The sequence below is a fragment of the Streptomyces sp. enrichment culture genome (assembly GCF_964273255.1).
GTDB lineage: Bacteria > Actinomycetota > Actinomycetes > Streptomycetales > Streptomycetaceae > Streptomyces.
The window spans coordinates 4260339-4278285 of record NZ_OZ186835.1 but is presented as its reverse complement, the minus strand read 5'-3'; the positions used below and the strand labels follow the sequence as shown (position 1 = coordinate 4278285).

The following is a 17947-nucleotide window of genomic DNA, read 5'->3' as shown; positions in this document are numbered from 1 at the left end:
CCGTCCGGTTCGCTCAGCTTTGCGGAGGCGTGAATTCCACCGGCAGGGTACGCAGTCCGCGCATGATGAGCCCGCCCCGCCAGCGCAGTTCGGCCGGATCCGCCGCGAGCCGGAGGTCCGGCAGCCGGGTCAGCAGGGTGGCGAGCGCGGTCTGCCCCTCCAGGCGCGCCAACGGGGCTCCCAGGCAGTAGTGGATGCCGTGCCCGTATCCCAGGTGGGGATTGTCACGCCGCGCCAGGTCGAGCACGTCCGGCCCGTCGAACCGCTCCGGATCGCGGTCCGCCGCCGCGAGCACGACCAGCACCGGGTCCCCGGTGGCGATCCGCTGCCCGCCGATGGTGACCGGTTCGGTCGCGAACCGCCAGGTCGCCAGCTCCACCGGGCCGTCGTAGCGCAGCAGTTCCTCGACCCCGGTCTCCAGCAGTCCGCGGTCCCCGGCGGTCAGGGAGTCCTGGAGCAGGGCGCGCTGGGCGGGATGGGTGAGCAGGGCGTAGGTGCCGTTGCCGATCAGGTTGACGGTGGTCTCGAAGCCGGCGAACAGCAGGATGAACGCCATCGCGGCGGCTTCGTTCTCGGTGAGGTGCTCACCGTGGTCCGAGGCCCGGATGAGACCGGAGATGAGGTCCTCGCCGGGGGCGGGCTGGGCGGGCAGTGCCTCGCGCTTGCGGTGGATCAGGTCGGCGAGGTAGCCCCGCATCTTCTTCACCGAGCGCGCCACTCCGCCCCGGGGGCCGCCCTGGTGACGGATCATCATGCCCGCCCAGTCCCGGAAGTCGTCCTGGTCCTCCCGGGGAACGCCGAGCAGGTCGCAGATGGCGTAGATGGGGAGCGGGAACGCGAACTCGTGGATCAGGTCCGCGGAGCCGCGGGCGGCGAAGGCGTCGATGAGCCCGTCGGTGAGCTCCTGCACCCGGGGCGCGAACTCGGCCACCCGGCGCGGGGTGAACGCCTTGCTCACCAGCCGGCGCAGCCGGGTGTGGTCCGGCGGGTCGATGTTGAGCAGATGCGTCATCAGCTCCGCCTTGCGCTCCCCCGGAATGCCGGTCTTGCCCTTGGCGTGCGCGGGCTCGTCGTGGTGCGCCGGGTTCTTCGACAGGCGGTTGTCCGCGAGCGTCCGGCGCGCGTCGGCGTACCGGGTGACCAGCCAGGCCTCCACCCCGCTCGGCAGCCGCGTCCGGTGCACGGGCGCGTGCTCGCGCAGCCAGGCGTAGGCCGGGTAGGGGTCGGCGGCGAACTCCCAGCTGAACAGTTCGGGCGTGGGCCGCGTAGAGGTGGAGGGAGTGGGAGTGGGAGTGGGAGAGGGAGAGGGAGGAGGCAGCACGGGGGACGGTGATTCCGGGTTCTCGGGCGGGAGCTGGTCGGTCACCGTCCGACCGTATCCGGCCCGGCGGAGGAGGTCGGGGCGGGTGGGGGCGGGGGCGGAGCCTGTCCGTTTTCTGGAGGGGCCTCCCCCTCCCCCCTTCCCCCCACCCCTCCCTCCCCCGCCACCTCGCTCCCGCTACTCCCCGTTCGTCTTCCCCACTCCCTCCGCAGCCCGTACCGCGTCCCGGTAGGCGCGGGCCGCCGCGCGCAGGGCCGCCTCCGGGTCGGTGCCCTCCGCCTCGGCGCGGGCGGCGAGGGCGAGCAGGTCGTAGCCGATGCCCTCGCCCCGGGGCAGCGGCACGTCGAGCCCGGCGGTGCGCACCCGGGAGGCCAGCTTGGCGGCGAGGGCCAGGCCGGGCTGGCCGAGGGGGATGCCCTCGGTCACCGAGGTGCGCTGCTTCTCCTCGGCCTTGGTGCGCAGCCAGTGCTCCCTGACCTCCTCCGGGGTGGTCGCGGTGGCGTCGCCGAAGACGTGCGGGTGGCGGTGGACGAGCTTGGCGACGATGCCGCCCGCCACGTCGTCCAGGGAGAAGGGAGCCTCCGGGTGCTCCTCGGCTATCCGGGCGTGGAAGACGACCTGGAGGAGGACGTCGCCCAGTTCCTCGCGCAGTTCGTCGCGGTCGCCCTCCTCGATGGCCTCGACGAGTTCGTACGCCTCCTCGATGCCGTACTTGGCGAGACCCTGGTGGGTCTGGAGGGAGGACCACGGGCACTCGGCGCGGATCCGGTCCATGACCTGGACGAGGTCGAGGACCCGGGCGCCCGGCAGGTCGTAGGAGCCGGGGAGCAGTTCCAGCGCGGGCATGCGGACCCGGCCGCTGCCGGCCAGGCGGGCCAGGCCGTCGGTCAGTGCGGGCTCGCCCTCGCCCGTGGCGACGACCGCCACCGTCCGGCCGCCCGCGCAGGCGTCGACGAGTTCCTCGGCGGCCGGGGACGCCTCCTCGACGGCCAGGCCGGCCTCCCGCAGATACGGCAGCTGCGGGTGGGCGCCGTCCGCGCACAGCACCCGGTCGGCCGCGTGCAGGGCCTGCCAGGCGGGCCAGGACAGCAGGCCGGGGGCCACCCGGTGGGTGGTGGTGAGCAGGACGATGCGGCCGGGGTCGGCGGCGTCGGGGCTGGTCGGCGTGGCACTGGTTGCGTTCACGCTTCGAAACTAACGCACGGCGCCGACGGCCCCGGGTGGTTGTCCACAGGGCAGTCGGCGCGGTCGTACGGTCGTACCGGCGTCGTGCTCGCGGGGGCGGGCGGGGCCGGTCGGGTGGTCTGCCGGTCAGGCGGTCCGGGGGGCTCCGGCGTCGGTGACGTCGCGGACCCACGGGGTCGTGGCGTCGACGCGGCTGCTCTTCTCCGGGTCCCAGCTGCCGTAGCGCGGGTTGAGGTCCACGTCGAGTTCCTTGCCCGCCTTGGACAGGGCCTGCCAGAACTCGGGCCTGCTGGTGTCGGTGCCCAGGCTCTCGGCCAGCTTCTGCGCCTTGACCTGGAGGCGGAGGTTGGCGTCGAGGCGCTGCGGCGGGATGCCGTACTGCTGGAGCCAGGCCGCTTCCAGTGCCTCGGCGCCGCCCGCCTGCTCCTGGAGGTCGGAGCGCAGCTGCTGGACTTCGCGGTCGCTGACGGTCACCCCGGCGTCCTCGGCGGCGCGCTCCAGCACCCGGTCCAGGACCATGCCGTTCAGGGTGTCCCGGGTCAGGCTGCCGGTGCGGGCGACGGCCTGCTCGTACTGCGCCTCGTCGGCCACGGCCGCACGCTGGGCCTCGCGGACCTCGTCGACCCGCTCCTCCAGCTGCGCGACGGTGATCCGCTGGCCGCCCACGACGGCCGCCGCTCCCGGATGCGCGTCGTTCCCGCACGCGGTGAGCAGGGGTGCCGCCGCGACGAGCGCGGCGGTGAGCAGGAGCGCGGTGCGACGGCGGCGGTGCAAGGAAACCTCCTGAGGAGCTTGTGCGGCGGTGCACAAAGTCTTGCGATGATCGATGGTAGGCATCGGCCAAGCTCTGGCCAACCCATTCGACCAACGATTCACCGGCACTTCCGGCACCGCCGCGCGCCCGGGAGTCCGGTCCGCCGGCCTGCGTCCGCTATCCGCGCACTTGTCCCAGCCACTGCAGCGTCCGCCGGACCTCGGCGGCCGTCGGGTGGCCCGGGCCCTGGAGGCGTTCGACGTCGTGCAGCAGCCGCATCAGGGTGCTGTGGGCGGCGGCGCGGTCGCCGAGGGCGAGCAGCAGGTGGCCGATGCGGCGGCGGACGTCGTGGGCGAGCTCCGGGTCCCCCGAGACGTACTGGTTCTCGAAGTAGCCCAGCAGTGACCGGTATTCGGCGAGGGCCGCGGCCGGTTCGCCGAGCTGCTCCAGGCACTGGGCGGCCTCGTAGCGGTAGCGCAGCGACTGCGGGTCGGCCTGGCCCGCCTCGGCGGCGCGCTCCTCGGCGAGGCGGCGCAGCTCGGGCAGGGCGCGCCGGTACTGGCCGTCGTCCAGCAGGGTGGCCGCGTACTGCTTGCGCAGGGTGCGCACGACCGGGGAGTGCTCGCCGTGCTGTTCGGCGGCGACCGGCAGGATGCCGCCGAGGATGTCGACGGCCTGGGTGATCCGGCCCTCGCCGAGGAGCCGTTTGACCTCGTCGACGGCGACGGCGACGTCCGCCTTCTCCGCGGCGGGCGCCGGGGGCGTGGCGGGGGCGGGCTGCGGCGCGGGGGTGCGGGCGCGGTCGGGCCAGGGGGCGTGCGGGCGCAGGAAGGGGCGGGTGGGGTCGAGCGGGGCTCCGGTGGGTGTCCCGCGGGAGGGCAGCAGCAGGGCCAGGTGCTCGTAGACCTCCTGGGCGGAGGACGGGCGGTGCTGGGGGTCCTTGGACAGCAGGCGCAGCACCAGCGACTCCAGGGCCTCGGGGACCTCCGGGCGGAGCCTGCGGACGGGCACCGGGGGCTCGTAGAGGTGCCGGTGGAGCACGCCGAGGGCGGTGGACCCGGCGAAGGGCACGTCCCCGCTGAGCAGCTCGTGCATGAGGACGCCGAGCGCGTACAGGTCCGTGTAGGGGCCGACCGCGCCGCCCATGGCCTGCTCGGGGGCCATGTAGGCGGGCGAGCCGATGGGCGATCCGGTGTGGGTGAGGCGGGTGGTGTCGCTGTCCATGACGGAGGCGACGCCGAGGTCCAGCACGGTGACCGTGCCGTCCTGCTTGACCATGACGTTGCGCGGCTTGAGGTCGCGGTGGACGATCGGCACGGCGTGCACGGCGCTGAGCACGGCGCACAGCTGCGCGGCCACGGCCACCGTCCACTGCCACGGGTACGGGGCGTTCTCGGCGAGGTGGTCGCCGAGGTCGGCGCCGTCGACGTACTGCATGACGAGGAACAGTTCCTCGCCCTCGCTGCCCGCGTCGTGCACCGTGACCAGGCCGGGGTGGTCGACCTGGGCGGTCACCCGGCATTCGCGCACGAAGCGGCGGCGCAGTTCGTCGGCCTCCTGGCCGGCCACTTTGTCCGGGCGCAGCAGCTTCACCGCCACCCGCCGGTCCAGCCGCTTGTCGTAGGCCGTCCAGACCTGTCCCATGCCGCCCTGCCCGATCAGCGTGGACAGTTCGTAGCGGCCGGCGACGACTCGTCCCGCCGTCACGCTCACCTTCCGTTGTCGTGGGGTCCGCCGGGGCCGTGGTGGCCCTCGGGACCGTCGTGTCTGCGCAGGTAGTCGCTGAGCTCGTCGAGTTCGGCGCGCACCTGGTCGATGCGTTGCGGGGCGGGGGGCGGCGTCGTCGGCGGGACGGGGGCGGCCGGTCCCGGGTGCGGGGTCTGCTGCGGCACGGGGGGCTGCGGGTGCACGGGGTGCTGCGGCACGGGGGGCGGGGAGACGGCGGTGGTCGCGTACGGCGAGGGCGGCGTGGGCTGCGGGTACCCGTACGGGGCGGCCCCGTGGCCGTGGCCGAGACCCAGCGGGCCCGGGTAGGGGTGCGGCCGGCTGTAGTGACGGATGTCGATCGTCAGGTAGTAGGCGGAGGCGCCGGCGCCCAGCAGCAGCATCAGCACCACGGCCATGTCCGTGCGGATGTCCGACTCCGGCAGCGAACCGACCACCATCAGCAGGACGATGGACAGCGGGATGCTCACCCACGCGACGGCCCAGTCCAGGGCGCGGCCCCGCAGCAGCGCCACCCGGAACAGCGGTACGCAGGACAGCAGGCCGCACGAGAGGAATCCGGCGACGGCGATCAGCACGCGCAGGGTGATCACCGTTGCCGCGCTGCGAGGGGGCTGCGGCGCGCCGTGGCCGTACATGACTGCTCCTGAACCGGTGTGGCCGACGAGGACTGTAGTGCGAGTGTCGAAGCTCGGTCGAGCCATGAGCGTATAGGCCGTGGGGGACAACTGGTCCCGCGTTGTACCGAACCGTTGTCCACCCGATCACTTCCGTCATCTTCCCCTCCGGGCGCCGGGGGCCGTCCGCGGGGCCGGGCACCGGGGCCGCCGAGGCGCACGGGGGCGCCCCCGGGTGCGCCCGGACGGGCGGAGTCCGGGGCGCGCCACGCCCGTTGGGGATGCACACCGGTCCGGACCGTGCCCGGCGTGCCCGGTGCGGGGACGTGCAGGGCCGTGCGGACGGGAGCGGGGCTGTGGGGGCGGTGCGGTGCAGACCGGTGCGGACCGGTGCGGGGCGCACCCGGGCGGCCGGTCATGACCCGTCGTGTCCGGCCGCGTCGCCATGCCGCTCAGGACGCCTGCACCTTCTGCGTGGCCACCGAGGGCGAGCCCTACCTGCTCCGGCTGGACAACACCTCCCCCGAGGACCCCGGGTCCATCACCTTCAGCGAGTTCGACGAGCCGGTCCCGGCCCGCAAGCCGTCCGGCCCGGTCCGGGACCTCGACGGACTGGGGTGACCCTCGGGCCGGACGTCAGCCGCCGCACTGCCGCAGCATCATCTCCTTGTCGGCCTTCGTCACCGGCATCTCGTACTTGACGGCGACCTGGGCGAAGCGGACCGCGTACGCGCACCGGATGCTCCGGCTCGGCGGCAGCCAGGACGCCGGGCCGGAGTCCGACTTCGCGGAGTTGGCGCGGCCCTCGACGGGGAGGAGGTTGAGGGCGTCGTTCGCGAGCTGCCGGCGCTTGCTCTCCGGCCAGCGCGAGGCGCCCATCTGCCAGCTGTAGGAGAGCGGCACGACGTGGTCTATCTGGACCTCCGCGGCCTTCGCCTTCTTCCAGGCGATGTCCTTGCCCGTGTACGGGTCGTACAGGTCCATGGAGACGACCACGCAGTCGGAGCCGCTGCGGAACTCGACGTTGCGCCCGTGGAGTCTGAGCAGGTCGTTGCGGGTGTCGCAGCCGTTCCTGGCGAACGGGACGCCGTCGGCCGTGTCCATCCAGGCGTAGCCGAACTCGTCGCGGTCGTAGCCGGTCCTCGGACCGCGGCCCTTGGTGGCCACCTTCTCGATGAGGGCGACGGCCCGGTCGCGGTCCGCCCCCTCCGTCACGGGGGCGAGTCCCGGCTCGGTGCCGTCGGGGTTGTCCAGCGGGCTCGTGGCCCGGCCGTTCCCCGCGGCGCCGGCGGCCGATCCCGGTGCGGGAGCCTCCGCGTCGTCCAGCGCCTCGCAGCCCGTCAGGAGGACGACGGCCGCGCACACCGCCGCCCCGGCCGACCGGACCGCTCCTCCTCTGCCCCGCCGCCTCGCGTACCACGTCACGGTGGCCCCTCCCCTGGTGCTGTCGTGCCCGGCCCGCACGGGCCGGTGGTGCCGGGCCCACCGTAGCGAGTCGGAGGTCCAGACCACATCAGGGCGAAAGTGCGCATTCCTCGCAACCGGCGCGTATGGTCGTAGATGAGTCACCTCGGAAGGAGCTCCTGGATGGGCATCTTCGACAAGTTCAAGAGCAACAAGTCGGCGCAGGACAAGGCCAAGCAGGCTTCCGACGCCGCGGAACAGAAGATCAACGAGAGGACCGGCGGCAAGCACGCCAAGCACGTCGACACCGCGCAGCAACAGGCTGAGCGCCGCCTCGGCATGGAGGGCGACCGTACCGACGAGCCGTAGGTCTCCCGCAGCCATCGGACCGGGACCCACCAGGTGTCAGTCGTGACCCGAACACCCGAACCGGAGCCGCCTCACGGCCTGCTGCCGTGAGGCGGCTTCCGTGTGTCCGGGTCCCTGTCCCCTGTGCCCCGGCCCGTCTGCCCGGACCCGTCTGCCCGGACCCGTGTGGCGCGTATCGCGCCCTCAACGTCGGAGCCGCCCCGTAAGGGCCCTCCCCTCAGGGCCTTCGCCTTCCCGTCAGCCCGTCAGGACCCGAGGACCGAGGTGAGGAACTCGCCGACCCAGCCCAGCAACTCCCGCCCGACCAACGGCTTGCCGCCGACCCTGGCCGTCTTCGGACGGGGCACGAGCACCTGGTGCGCGGCCGGTTTGATGACCGTGCCCGGGTAGAGGCGCTTCACGCGCAGCTCCTGCGACTCGCGCAACTCCACCGGCGCGAAGCGGATGTTGCTGCCCTGGAGCACGATCTCCCCGACCCCGCACGCGCGGGCCAGCATCCGCAGCCCCGCCACCAGCAGCAGGTTCTCCACCGGCTCCGGCAACTTGCCGTAGCGGTCGACGAGTTCCTCCCGTACGCCCTTGATGTCCTCCTCGGAGTTGGCGGACGCGATCGCGCGGTACGCCTGGAGGCGCAGCCGCTCGCCGGGCGCGTAGTCGTGCGGGACGTGGGCGTCGACGGGCAGCTCGATCTTGACCTCGAGCGGCGGCTCCTCCTCGATCTCGCCGGTCTCCAGCTGCCGCCGGTAGTCCGCGACCGCCTCGCCCACCATCCGCACGTACAGGTCGAAGCCGACGCCGGCGATGTGGCCGGACTGCTCGCCGCCGAGCAGGTTTCCGGCGCCGCGGATCTCCAGGTCCTTCATCGCCACGTACATGCCCGCGCCCATCTCGGTGTGCTGGGCGATGGTGGCGAGGCGTTCGTGCGCGGTCTCCGTCAGCGGCTTCTCCGGCGGGTACAGGAAGTACGCGTACCCGCGTTCCCGGCCCCGGCCCACCCGGCCGCGCAGCTGGTGCAGCTGGCTGAGGCCGAAGTTGTCGCCGCGCTCCACGATCAGGGTGTTGGCGTTGGAGATGTCGATGCCGGACTCGACGATCGTCGTGGAGACCAGCACGTCGAACTTCTTCTCCCAGAAGTCGACGACGACCTGCTCCAGCGCCGCCTCCGACATCTGGCCGTGGGCGGTGGCGATGCGCGCCTCGGGCACGATCTCGCGCAGCCGGGCCGCCGCCCGGTCTATGGACTCGACCCGGTTGTGGATGTAGAAGACCTGGCCCTCGCGCAGCAGTTCGCGGCGGATGGCGGCACCGATCTGCTTCTGCTCGTAGGGGCCGACGAAGGTGAGCACCGGGTGGCGCTCCTCCGGCGGCGTGGTGATCGTCGACATCTCGCGGATGCCGGTTACCGCCATCTCCAGGGTGCGCGGGATGGGGGTGGCGGACATGGTCAGCACGTCGACGTTGGCGCGCAGCTTCTTCAGCTGCTCCTTGTGCTCGACGCCGAAGCGCTGCTCCTCGTCGACGATGACCAGGCCCAGGTCCTTGAACTTGGTCTCCGAGGAGAACAGGCGGTGGGTGCCGATGACGACGTCGACCGAGCCGTCCCGCAGCCCCTCCAGGACGGCCTTGGCCTCCGTGTCGCTCTGGAAGCGGGACAGGGCCTTCACGACGACCGGGAACTGGGCGTACCGCTCGCTGAAGGTGCCGAAGTGCTGCTGCACCAGCAGCGTGGTGGGCACCAGGACGGCGACCTGCTTGCCGTCCTGGACGGCCTTGAAGGCGGCCCGCACCGCGATCTCCGTCTTGCCGTAGCCGACGTCGCCGCAGATCAGGCGGTCCATGGGGACCGTCTTCTCCATGTCCTCCTTGACCTCGGCGATGGTGGTCAGCTGGTCGGGGGTCTCCGCGTAGGGGAAGGCGTCCTCCAGTTCACGCTGCCAGGGGGTGTCCGGGCCGAACGGGTGCCCGGGGGCCGCCATGCGCGCGCTGTACAGCTTGATCAGGTCGGCGGCGATCTCCTTGACGGCCTTCTTGGCGCGTGCCTTGGTCTTGGTCCAGTCGGCGCCGCCGAGCCGGTGCAGGGTGGGGGCCTCGCCGCCGACGTACTTGGTGATCTGTTCCAGCTGGTCGGTGGGGATGTAGAGGCGGTCGCCGGGCTGGCCCCGCTTGGCGGGCGCGTACTCGACGACGAGGTACTCGCGGGTGGCGCCCTGCACGGTGCGCTGCACCATCTCGATGTATCGGCCGACGCCGTGCTGCTCGTGGACGATGTAGTCGCCCGCCTCCAGGGTGAGCGGGTCGATGGTCTTGCGGCGCCGGGCGGGCATCCGCGCGCCCTCCCGGCCGGACGCCTTCTGCCCGGTCAGGTCGGTCTCGGTGAGCACGGCCAGCTTGAGCGCCGGGTCGACGAAGCCGTGGTCGATGCAGCCGCAGGAGACGTGCACCACGGAGGGGGCGATCTCCCCGAGGTCGGCCTCCAGGCGGGCCGCGATGCCCTCCCCGCCCAGCACCTCCACGGTGCGGGACGCCGGGCCGTGTCCCTCGGTGAGGTACACCGTGCGCCAGCCGTCGGCCAGCCAGCCCTTGGTGTCGGCGAGCGCCCGCGCGGTGTCGCCGCGGTAGCTCTCGGGGGCGTGCATGCCCAGCTTCAGGGTGGTCTCGTCGAGTTCCTCGTCGGCGGCGAACGGTGACACCGACCACCACATCATGCCCAGCTCGCGGGCCCGCTCGCGGACGTCCGCGAGCGGCCACAGGGAGGCGGCGCCGACGTCGATGGGCGCCTCGCCCCCGCCCGCCGTGGCGGCCCAGGACGCCTGCAGGAACTCCTGGGACGTGGCCACCAGGTCCGACGCGCGCGTGCGGACCCGCTCCGGGTCGCACACGACGGCCATGGCGCCCTCGGGCAGCACGTCGAGCAGGAGCTCCATGTCGTCGACGAGGACGGGCGCCAGGGACTCCATGCCCTCCACGGCGATGCCCTCGGCGATCCGGCCGAGCAGGTCGCCCAGCTCGGGGTGCTCCTCCGCGAGGGCCCGGGCACGCTCGCGCACCTCGTCGGTGAGCAGCAGCTCGCGGCAGGGCGGGGCCCACAGGCCGTGCTCGGCGATCTCCAGGGACCGCTGGTCGGCGACCTTGAAGTAGCGGATCTCCTCGACGTCGTCGCCCCAGAACTCGACGCGCAGGGGGTGTTCCTCGGTGGGCGGGAAGACGTCCAGGATGCCGCCGCGCACGGCGAACTCCCCGCGCTTCTCGACCAGCTCCACGCGCGTGTACGCGGCGGCGGCGAGCCCTGCGACGACCTCCTCCAGGTCGGCGCTCTGCCCGGTGCTCAGCGCCACCGGCTCCAGGTCCCCGAGCCCTTTGACCTGCGGCTGGAGCACGGAACGCACCGGCGCCACGACGACGGAGACGGGACCGGTCTCCGGGTCGTCGGGGCGGGGGTGGGCGAGCCGGCGCAGCACGGCCAGGCGGCGGCCGACGGTGTCGCTGCGCGGGCTGAGCCGCTCGTGCGGCAGCGTCTCCCAGGACGGGTACTCCACGACCCCCTCGGGCGGCAGCAGCGACCGCAGGGCCGCGGCCAGGTCCTCGGCCTCCCGCCCGGTCGCGGTGACCGCCAGGACCGGCCGACCGGTGTCTCGGGCCAGGGCGGCGACCGCGAAGGGGCGGGCAGCGGGGGGCCCGACCAGGTCGACGTGCATGCGGTTGCCGTCGGTGGCCGCCGCGATCGCTTCCGCGAGGGCGGCGTCCTTGACGACGGCGTCGAGCAGACCGTGCAGGCTCATGCGGGGCGGGATCCCTCCGGGGGTGTGCAACACGACGGGCCCGACACGCGCTGCGGGCCGGGGGTGTCCAGCGTACGACGCCGGGCCCGCGGGTGCGGCGGGCCGAGGACGGCACGGGTACCCGGGAGACGGCCTGCGATGCCGCCTGACCTGGTCCGTCGGCCACGGTCGAGCGCCGGCACCGGTCCCGGCTGCCGCGGGGGCGGTCACCGCGAGGCGGTCCGGCTCCCGCCGGGGCGGTGGCACCGACGGGGTCCGCCGTCCCCCGAGGCGTCGCCGGGGGCGCCTCGGGAGTCTCCACGGCGCGGATCGCGGGGCGCGAAACGCGGGCCGGGGGCCCCCGGCCGTTGCGCCCCGCCGCACGCGTCCGGCGCCGGGGTCCCGTGGGACGCCCGGCGCCGGATGTTCACCGCAACCCCCGTGTGCGGTGGTCGTGCGGTGGCCGTGCCGTGTCGGGGCGGTGGCCGTGGTGGTGCGGTGGCCGTGCCGTGGTGGGCGGGCCGCCGGCCGGTACCCGTTCCGGTACCGGCCGGCGCCTTCGGCGCTAGTCGGTGGCGATGGCGTTCAGGACGTTCATCCGGCCCGCCCGGAAGGCCGGGACCAGGGCGGCGAACAGGCCCACGAAGGCCGATCCGACGAAGACCCCGATGATCGTCGGCCACGGGATGTCCAGGACCTTCAGGCCCTCCAGGGCGAGGAGCTGCTGGGCGGTCGCGCCCCAGCCCAGGCCCAGCCCGAGGCCCAGCAGGGCGCCGAAGAGGGCGATGACGACCGACTCCATCCGGATCATGCGGCGCAGCTGCCGGCGCGAGAGGCCGATGGCCCGCATCAGGCCGATCTCCCGGGTCCGCTCGACGACCGACAGGGCCAGGGTGTTCACCACCCCGAGCACCGCGACGACGATCGCCAGGGCCAGCAGGCCGTAGATCATGTTGAGCAGCTGGCCGATCTGGTCCTTCAGGGCCTCCTTGTAGTCGGTCTGGTCGCGCACGTCGTACTTCGGGAACGGGTCGAGGGACTTCTTGAGCGCGGCGTACGCGGCGTCCTTCTGACCGTCCTCGGCCGCGGCGAACATCATCTGGTTCAGCGGCATCCGGTCGGCCGGGACGTACCGGGACATCGTCTCGATCGACGTGTACATCGCACCGGCGTCGATGACGCTCTCGCTGCTGGTGATGGCACGGACCGTCAGGTCACCGGCCGTGCCGTCCCGGAACGCGACCTTCACCTTCGAGCCGATCGTGATGCCGTGGTCCTTCGCGAAGTCCTCGTGGACGGACATCGCGCCGGGCAGGTAGGCGTCCGAGAGCTTGCCGGCGACGGTCTCGACCCGCAGGTCGGTCGCGTACGTCGGGTCGGCGGCCGTGATCGAGGAGTCCTTGGTGGTCTTCCCGTCGGGCGTGGTGAAGTCCGCGTCGGTCCACCGGTACTCGGTGACGTGGTCCAGGCCCGGGGTGGCCTTCACGGCCGCGGCGGCCTCCGGGGTGAGGAGCACCCCCTGGTCGTTGCCGATGATGAAGTCCGTGCCGACCGTCTTGTCGAGTTCCTCGGTGGCCGAGGCGACCATGGAGGAGCCGACCACGGACAGGCAGGCGACCAGGGCGAGACCGATCATCAGGGCGGCGCCGGTCGCGCCGGTGCGGCGCGGGTTGCGCAGCGCGTTGCGCTCCGCCATGCGGCCGACGGGGCCGAAGGCCCGCAGCAGGACCGCGCCGAGCACCCGGACCACGCCCCCGGCGAGGAGCGGGCCGACGGCGATGAAGCCGACCAGCGACAGCACCACGCCGAGTCCCAGCCACAGCGAGCCCTCGGTGGCCTTGTCGGCGGAGCCCGCCAGGTAGAGGAAGAGCGCGCCGCCGCCGGTCAGGACCGTGCCGATGATGCCGCGCACCCAGCCGGCCCGGGCGTCGGCGGGGGCGCCCGCGTCGCGCAGGGCGGCCATCGGGGAGATCCGGCCGGCCCGGCGGGCGGGCAGGTAGGCGGCGAGGACGGTGACGACGACACCGAGGAACAGGCCGATCGCGGGGGTGGTCCAGGCGACGGTGAGGTCCCTGGTGGACAACTCCATGCCGATGGAGCCCATGAGCTTCATCAGCCCGATGGCCAGCCCGATGCCCGCGGCCACGCCCAGCACCGAGCCGACCAGGCCGAGGAGGAGTGCCTCCGCGAGGACCGAGCGGTTGACCTGCTTGCGGGAGGATCCGATGGCCCGCATCAGGCCGATCTCCCGGGTGCGCTGGGCGACCAGCATGGAGAAGGTGTTGATGATCAGGAAGATGCCGACGAGGAAGGCGATGCCGGCGAAGCCGAGCATGGCGTACTTCATGACGCTCATGAAGCCCTCGACGTCCTTCTGGTTCTCCTCCGCGGTCTCCGCGGCGGTCTGCACCTTGTAGCCGGTGCCGAGCTCGGCCCGCACGTTCTTCTTGAGCTGCTCGTGACTGACGCCGTCGGCGGCGGTGACCTGGACGTTGGTGTAGACGCCGCCCTTGCCGACCAGGGCCTGCTGGGCGGTCTTCGTGTCGAGGAAGAAGATCGCGGCGCCGGGGTTGGTGACGGTGAAGTCGGTGATGCCGGAGATCTTGGCGCGGTGGGTGCCGACGGCGCCCATCACGCCGATCTCGTCACCCAGCTCCAGGCCGTGCTTGTCGGCGGTGTCGGAGTCCACCATGATCTGGTCCGGGCCCTTGGGCGCCGCGCCGGAGGTGATCTCCATGGTGCGGGCGTCGTTGGAGTTCCAGGAGCCGACGATGGTGGGCCCGCCGTTGGTCGGGGACAGGTCGTTGCGGTCGGCGTCGACGACGGTGACCGCGGTGGAGAACACGGTGCCCTCCGCGACCCGCACGCCGTCCGCCTTGCGCACCTCGTCCAGGACGGACGCGGGGATCACCGGCGGCTTGCCGTTGCGGGAGGTGGTCTCGCCGGTGTTCGAGGCGTCCTTCCCGCTCACCGTGACGTCCGCCGAGGTGGCCGCGAACAGCTTGTCGAAGGTGGTGGACATGGTGTCCGTGAACACCAGGGTGCCGCAGACGAACGCCACCGACAGCAGCACCGCCACCGCCGACAGGGCCATCCGCCCCTTGTGCGCGAAGAAGTTGCGCATCGAGGTCTTCAGGACGGTCATGACGTGCGCCCCCGGGCGTCGAAGTCCTTCATGCGGTCCAGGACCTGCTCGGCGGTCGGCTGGTGCATCTCGTCGACGATGCGGCCGTCCGCCAGGTACAGCACGCGGTCCGCGTAGGAGGCGGCGACCGGGTCGTGGGTGACCATCACGATGGTCTGGCCCAGCTCGTCCACCGAGCGGCGCAGGAAGCCGAGAACCTCGGCGCCCGCCCGGGAGTCGAGGTTCCCGGTCGGCTCGTCACCGAAGATGATCTCCGGCCGGGCCGCCAGTGCCCGCGCCACGGCGACGCGCTGCTGCTGCCCGCCGGACAGCTGCGTCGGCCGGTGCTTCAGCCGCTCCGCGAGCCCGACGGTCTCCACCACCCGGTCCAGCCACGCCTTGTCGGGCTTGCGGCCGGCGATGTCCATGGGCAGCGTGATGTTCTCGAGCGCGTTCAGCGTGGGCAGCAGGTTGAACGCCTGGAAGATGAAGCCGACGCGGTCGCGGCGCAGCCGGGTCAGCTTCTTGTCCTTCAGGCCGGTGATCTCGGTCTCGTCCAGATAGATCTGACCGCTGGTGACGGTGTCGAGCCCGGCGAGGCAGTGCATCAGCGTGGACTTGCCGGACCCCGAGGGGCCCATGATCGCGGTGAACCGCCCGCGGTCGATGTCCACGTCGACGTGGTCGAGGGCGACGACCCGGGTCTCCCCGGACCCGTACGCCTTCACGACCTGCCGCGCCCGCGCGGCAACGGCCGTACGCCCTCCAGTACCCCCGTGCCTGGGAATGGTCACAGCCGATGTCACGGTAAGTCTCCTATGTCGGTCATCAGATGAATGCGGTGGTGCCGTCGGCCGTCGTCGGTCGTGCCCGGGACGGCCGCTCCTCGTTCTCGTGGTGCGACGTGCTTCAGTCTGGCGGCGGACGGGGGTCGGGCGCCCTGGTGTTCAGCGCAGTCTTCTGCTGAGGAAAACCCCACCCCCGTTACTGGGCCAGGCCGCCCCCCAGCGGCGTAAAGCCAGGTTAAGGACGCCCCCCGGCCTCGTACGTCCTCCGACGGAACGAACCCTCCCCGAGCCGATGTACGGAGGGACCCCTAAGGGCTCTCCCCCCACGGGCGGAGACGGACTCGGGGTCGCGTCCGCCCACGGGTCCGCCCAGACTGCACCCTCCCGCTGCGTCAGGGTCAATGCGAAGCTGTCCCGCGACAGGTAGATGCAAGGGGCACAGAAACCGGACGGGACCGGAGAGGACACCACCGGACGATGCGGGACGGCCACGGAGCAGCAGGAGGGGACCGCGCGGTGCACGGCACCGGTCCCGCGGCCGGCGGCACCGCGCGCACCGCCGCGACCGGCCGGCGCGGAACCGTCGTCGCCGCCCTGATGCTGGCCATGGCCCTGTCGGCCCTCGACTCGACGATCGTCTCCACGGCCGTCCCCCAGATCGTGGGCGACCTCGGCGGCTTCTCCTACTTCTCCTGGCTGTTCTCCGGCTACCTGCTCGCCGTCACGGTGACCCTCCCTGTCTACGGCAGGCTGTCCGACACCTTCGGCCGCAAGCCCGTCCTCGTCGCGGGCGCGGTGGTGTTCCTGGCCGGCTCCCTGCTGTGCGCGCTGGCCTGGAACATGGGCGCCCTGGTCGCCTTCCGCATCGCGCAGGGCCTGGGCGGCGGAGCCCTCCAGGCCACCGTGCAGACCCTCGCCGCCGACCTCTACCCGCTGGAGCAGCGCCCCAGGATCCAGGCCCGGCTGTCCACCGTGTGGGCGGTCTCGTCCGTCGCCGGGCCCGGCCTGGGCGGGCTCCTCGCCACCTACGCCGACTGGCGCTGGATCTTCCTCGTCAACCTGCCCGTCGGGGCCCTCGCCCTGTGGCTGATCGTCCGTCACCTGCACGAGGTGCGCCCGCCCGCGCCGTCCCGGCCGCGCATCGACTGGGCGGGCGCCCTCACCGTGTTCACCTGCGGCGGCGCGCTCCTGACCGCCCTGGTGCAGGGCGGGGTGGCCTGGGACTGGCTGTCGCCTCCCTCGCTCGCCCTCTTCGGCACGGGACTCGCGCTGGTGGCGGTCCTGGCCGCCGTGGAACGCCGGGCGGCCGAGCCCATCATCCCCGGCTGGGTGTGGCGGCGCCGCACCATCGCCGCCGTCAACCTCGCCCTCGGCGCCCTCGGCCTGCTGATGATCGCCCCGGCCGTGTTCCTTCCCACCTACGCCCAGACCGTCCTCGGACTGGCCCCCGTGGCCGCCGGGTTCGTGCTGTCGGTGTGGACCCTGACCTGGCCCGTGTCGGCGGCCCTCAGCCAGCACGTCTACCGCCGGATCGGCTTCCGCGACACCGCCCTGCTCGGCATCGGCGTGGCCGCCCTCACCCTCGCCGCGTTCCCGCTCCTGCCCTACCCGGGCCACGCCTGGCAGCCGATGCTGCTGATGACGGTACTCGGCGCGGCCCTCGGCCTGTTCCAGCTCCCGTTGGTGGTGGGCGTCCAGGCGTCGGTGCGGTGGGAGGAGCGCGGCACGGCCACGGCGTCGGTGCTGTTCTGCCGCCAGACCGGCCAGACCGTCGGCGCGGCCCTGTTCGGCGCCGTGGCCAACGGGGTCCTGGCCGCCCGGCTCGGCGGCTCGGGCCACCTGGACACGGCGACCGGCTCCCTCGGCGGAGGCGCCGTCACGGAGGCGACCCGCCGGGCCGTCGCCGACGCCGTCGAGGCGGTCTACCTGGGTGCGGCAGGCGCGGCGGCCCTGGCGTTCCTGGTGCTGCTGTTCCTCGCCCCGCGGACATTCCCCGTGCTGAAGGAGTGACCGCTGCGTAGGCTGCCCGGCATGGCCACCCTGACGCTGGAACGCCTCCGCGCGGAACACGCGCCCGCCGTGCTGGCGTTCGAGCGCGCCCACCGCGCCCACTTCGCCCGCACGGTGCCCGACCGGGGCGACGCGTACTTCACGCCGGCCGGTTTCGCCGCCCGGCACGCGGCCCTGCTGGCCGAACAGGACGCGGGCGTCTGCCACTTCCACGTCGCGCTGGAGGACGGCACGCTCGTGGCCCGCGTCAACCTCGTCGACGTGGCGGACGGCTCCGCCGAACTCGGGTACCGGGTGGGCGCGGACGCCACCGGCCGGGGCGTGGCGACGGCCGCGGTGGCCGAGACCTGCCGGCTCGCCGCCCGGTCCTACGGCCTGACCACGCTGACCGCGGCCACCACCCTCGACAACCCGGCGTCCCTGCGCGTCCTGACCCGCAACGGCTTCACCCGCGCCGGGGACACCGTCCTCTCCGGCCGCCCCGGCGTGCGCTACATCCGCCGGGACCTGACCGCCTGAAGCCCCGGCGTGCGCCCCGTAGGCCGGGACCCGACCGCCTGAAGCCCCTGCCCCCTACGGGTCCCCGCCCCGCCGCTCCGCCGCTCCGCCGTCCGCCGTCCGCCGTGCGCCCGACGCGCGTTTCGCGCCTCCGCCGGCCGGTTCCACACCCCCGGTTCCGGCCGCGTCCCACGGCAGCCGCACCGTCCGCCGCCGGTCCCTCACCCGCCGAAAAGTCCGGGTTAACGCCGGTAACACCCCTGGTCAGCACGGTCCGGACCCACCGGCCGAACAGTTCGGCCAAAACGCAGCGCGACCCGGTACGCGGGGGTAACGTGCGCGTGGCTCGATCCCGCCCCCCACCTCCCTGCCGTCCCCGCACGGACCCGAGCCC

At 73.1% G+C, this 17947-nt stretch carries 13 protein-coding genes; 4 read left to right on the top strand and 9 right to left on the bottom strand.

Translation table 11 applies throughout. The features are described from left to right. Positions 1-13: 13 nt before the first annotated feature. The 5 genes from ACSU53_RS18575 to ACSU53_RS18555 all read right to left on the bottom strand — a co-directional run bounded on the left by ACSU53_RS18575 (position 14) and on the right by ACSU53_RS18555 (position 5623). Entirely contained in the window at positions 14-1318 is a 1305-nt protein-coding gene (locus ACSU53_RS18575) for a cytochrome P450 family protein (protein ID WP_437033276.1), read from the bottom strand. A gap of 180 nt (positions 1319-1498) precedes the next feature. Then, on the bottom strand, positions 1499-2506 hold the full coding sequence (locus ACSU53_RS18570) for a nucleoside triphosphate pyrophosphohydrolase (RefSeq protein WP_437029164.1): 1008 nt from the start codon (positions 2504-2506) through the stop codon (positions 1499-1501). Between the two features lie 126 nt (positions 2507-2632). Beyond that, the gene (locus ACSU53_RS18565) at positions 2633-3280 is read right to left on the bottom strand and encodes a SurA N-terminal domain-containing protein (protein WP_437029162.1); all 648 of its coding nucleotides are present in this window, start codon (positions 3278-3280) and stop codon (positions 2633-2635) included. A 157-nt stretch (positions 3281-3437) separates the two neighbouring features. Continuing rightward, positions 3438-4931 carry a protein kinase domain-containing protein gene (locus ACSU53_RS18560; RefSeq protein WP_437033274.1) on the bottom strand — a complete coding sequence of 498 codons (1494 nt, stop codon included), beginning with the start codon at positions 4929-4931 and terminating at the stop codon, positions 3438-3440. Between the two features lie 38 nt (positions 4932-4969). Further along, on the bottom strand, positions 4970-5623 hold the full coding sequence (locus ACSU53_RS18555) for a hypothetical protein (RefSeq protein WP_437029160.1): 654 nt from the start codon (positions 5621-5623) through the stop codon (positions 4970-4972). A 396-nt stretch (positions 5624-6019) separates the two neighbouring features. Between ACSU53_RS18555 and ACSU53_RS18550 the strand changes: the two genes are divergently transcribed. After that, on the top strand, positions 6020-6223 hold the full coding sequence (locus tag ACSU53_RS18550) for a hypothetical protein (protein WP_437029158.1): 204 nt from the start codon (positions 6020-6022) through the stop codon (positions 6221-6223). A gap of 15 nt (positions 6224-6238) precedes the next feature. Here the strand turns inward: ACSU53_RS18550 and ACSU53_RS18545 are convergent, their stop codons facing one another. Then, the gene (locus tag ACSU53_RS18545; protein ID WP_437029156.1) at positions 6239-7027 is read right to left on the bottom strand and encodes an HNH endonuclease family protein; all 789 of its coding nucleotides are present in this window, start codon (positions 7025-7027) and stop codon (positions 6239-6241) included. Positions 7028-7189: 162 nt separating this feature from the next. On the opposite strand from ACSU53_RS18545, the gene ACSU53_RS18540 reads away from it, so the two are divergent. Next, a complete protein-coding gene (locus ACSU53_RS18540) occupies positions 7190-7375 on the top strand; it encodes an antitoxin (protein WP_437033272.1) in 186 nt (61 codons plus the stop codon). A 245-nt stretch (positions 7376-7620) separates the two neighbouring features. Here ACSU53_RS18540 and mfd read toward each other — a convergent pair whose 3' ends face one another. The 3 genes from mfd to ACSU53_RS18525 form a co-directional block, all read right to left on the bottom strand. After that, positions 7621-11154: a transcription-repair coupling factor gene (gene mfd / locus ACSU53_RS18535; RefSeq protein WP_437029154.1), complete on the bottom strand. Its 3534-nt coding sequence runs from the start codon at positions 11152-11154 to the stop codon at positions 7621-7623. A gap of 544 nt (positions 11155-11698) precedes the next feature. Next, positions 11699-14278 carry an ABC transporter permease gene (locus ACSU53_RS18530; protein WP_437029152.1) on the bottom strand — a complete coding sequence of 860 codons (2580 nt, stop codon included), beginning with the start codon at positions 14276-14278 and terminating at the stop codon, positions 11699-11701. Beyond that, positions 14275-15063 (bottom strand): ABC transporter ATP-binding protein, encoded by a 789-nt coding sequence (locus tag ACSU53_RS18525; RefSeq protein WP_437029150.1) that lies wholly within the window; start codon positions 15061-15063, stop codon positions 14275-14277. The genes ACSU53_RS18530 and ACSU53_RS18525 overlap by 4 nt, the downstream gene beginning before the upstream one ends. A gap of 498 nt (positions 15064-15561) precedes the next feature. Between ACSU53_RS18525 and ACSU53_RS18520 the strand changes: the two genes are divergently transcribed. Beyond that, positions 15562-17055: an MDR family MFS transporter gene (locus tag ACSU53_RS18520; protein ID WP_437033270.1), complete on the top strand. Its 1494-nt coding sequence runs from the start codon at positions 15562-15564 to the stop codon at positions 17053-17055. 21 nt (positions 17056-17076) lie between these two features. Next, complete coding sequence (locus ACSU53_RS18515; protein ID WP_437029148.1) at positions 17077-17574, top strand: GNAT family N-acetyltransferase; 498 nt, start codon at positions 17077-17079, stop codon at positions 17572-17574. The last annotated feature ends 373 nt before the right edge of the window (positions 17575-17947 follow it).

Bases quoted from the DNA above. Each gene is read 5' to 3' on its own strand.
- ACSU53_RS18555 (WP_437029160.1), bottom strand. From the start codon at position 5,623: ATGTACGGCCACGGCGCGCCGCAGCCCCCTCGCAGCGCGGCAACGGTG.
- ACSU53_RS18550 (WP_437029158.1), top strand. From the start codon at position 6,020: ATGACCCGTCGTGTCCGGCCGCGTCGCCATGCCGCTCAGGACGCCTGC.
- ACSU53_RS18540 (WP_437033272.1), top strand. From the start codon at position 7,190: ATGGGCATCTTCGACAAGTTCAAGAGCAACAAGTCGGCGCAGGACAAG.
- mfd (WP_437029154.1), bottom strand. From the start codon at position 11,154: ATGAGCCTGCACGGTCTGCTCGACGCCGTCGTCAAGGACGCCGCCCTC.
- ACSU53_RS18530 (WP_437029152.1), bottom strand. From the start codon at position 14,278: ATGACCGTCCTGAAGACCTCGATGCGCAACTTCTTCGCGCACAAGGGG.
- ACSU53_RS18515 (WP_437029148.1), top strand. From the start codon at position 17,077: ATGGCCACCCTGACGCTGGAACGCCTCCGCGCGGAACACGCGCCCGCC.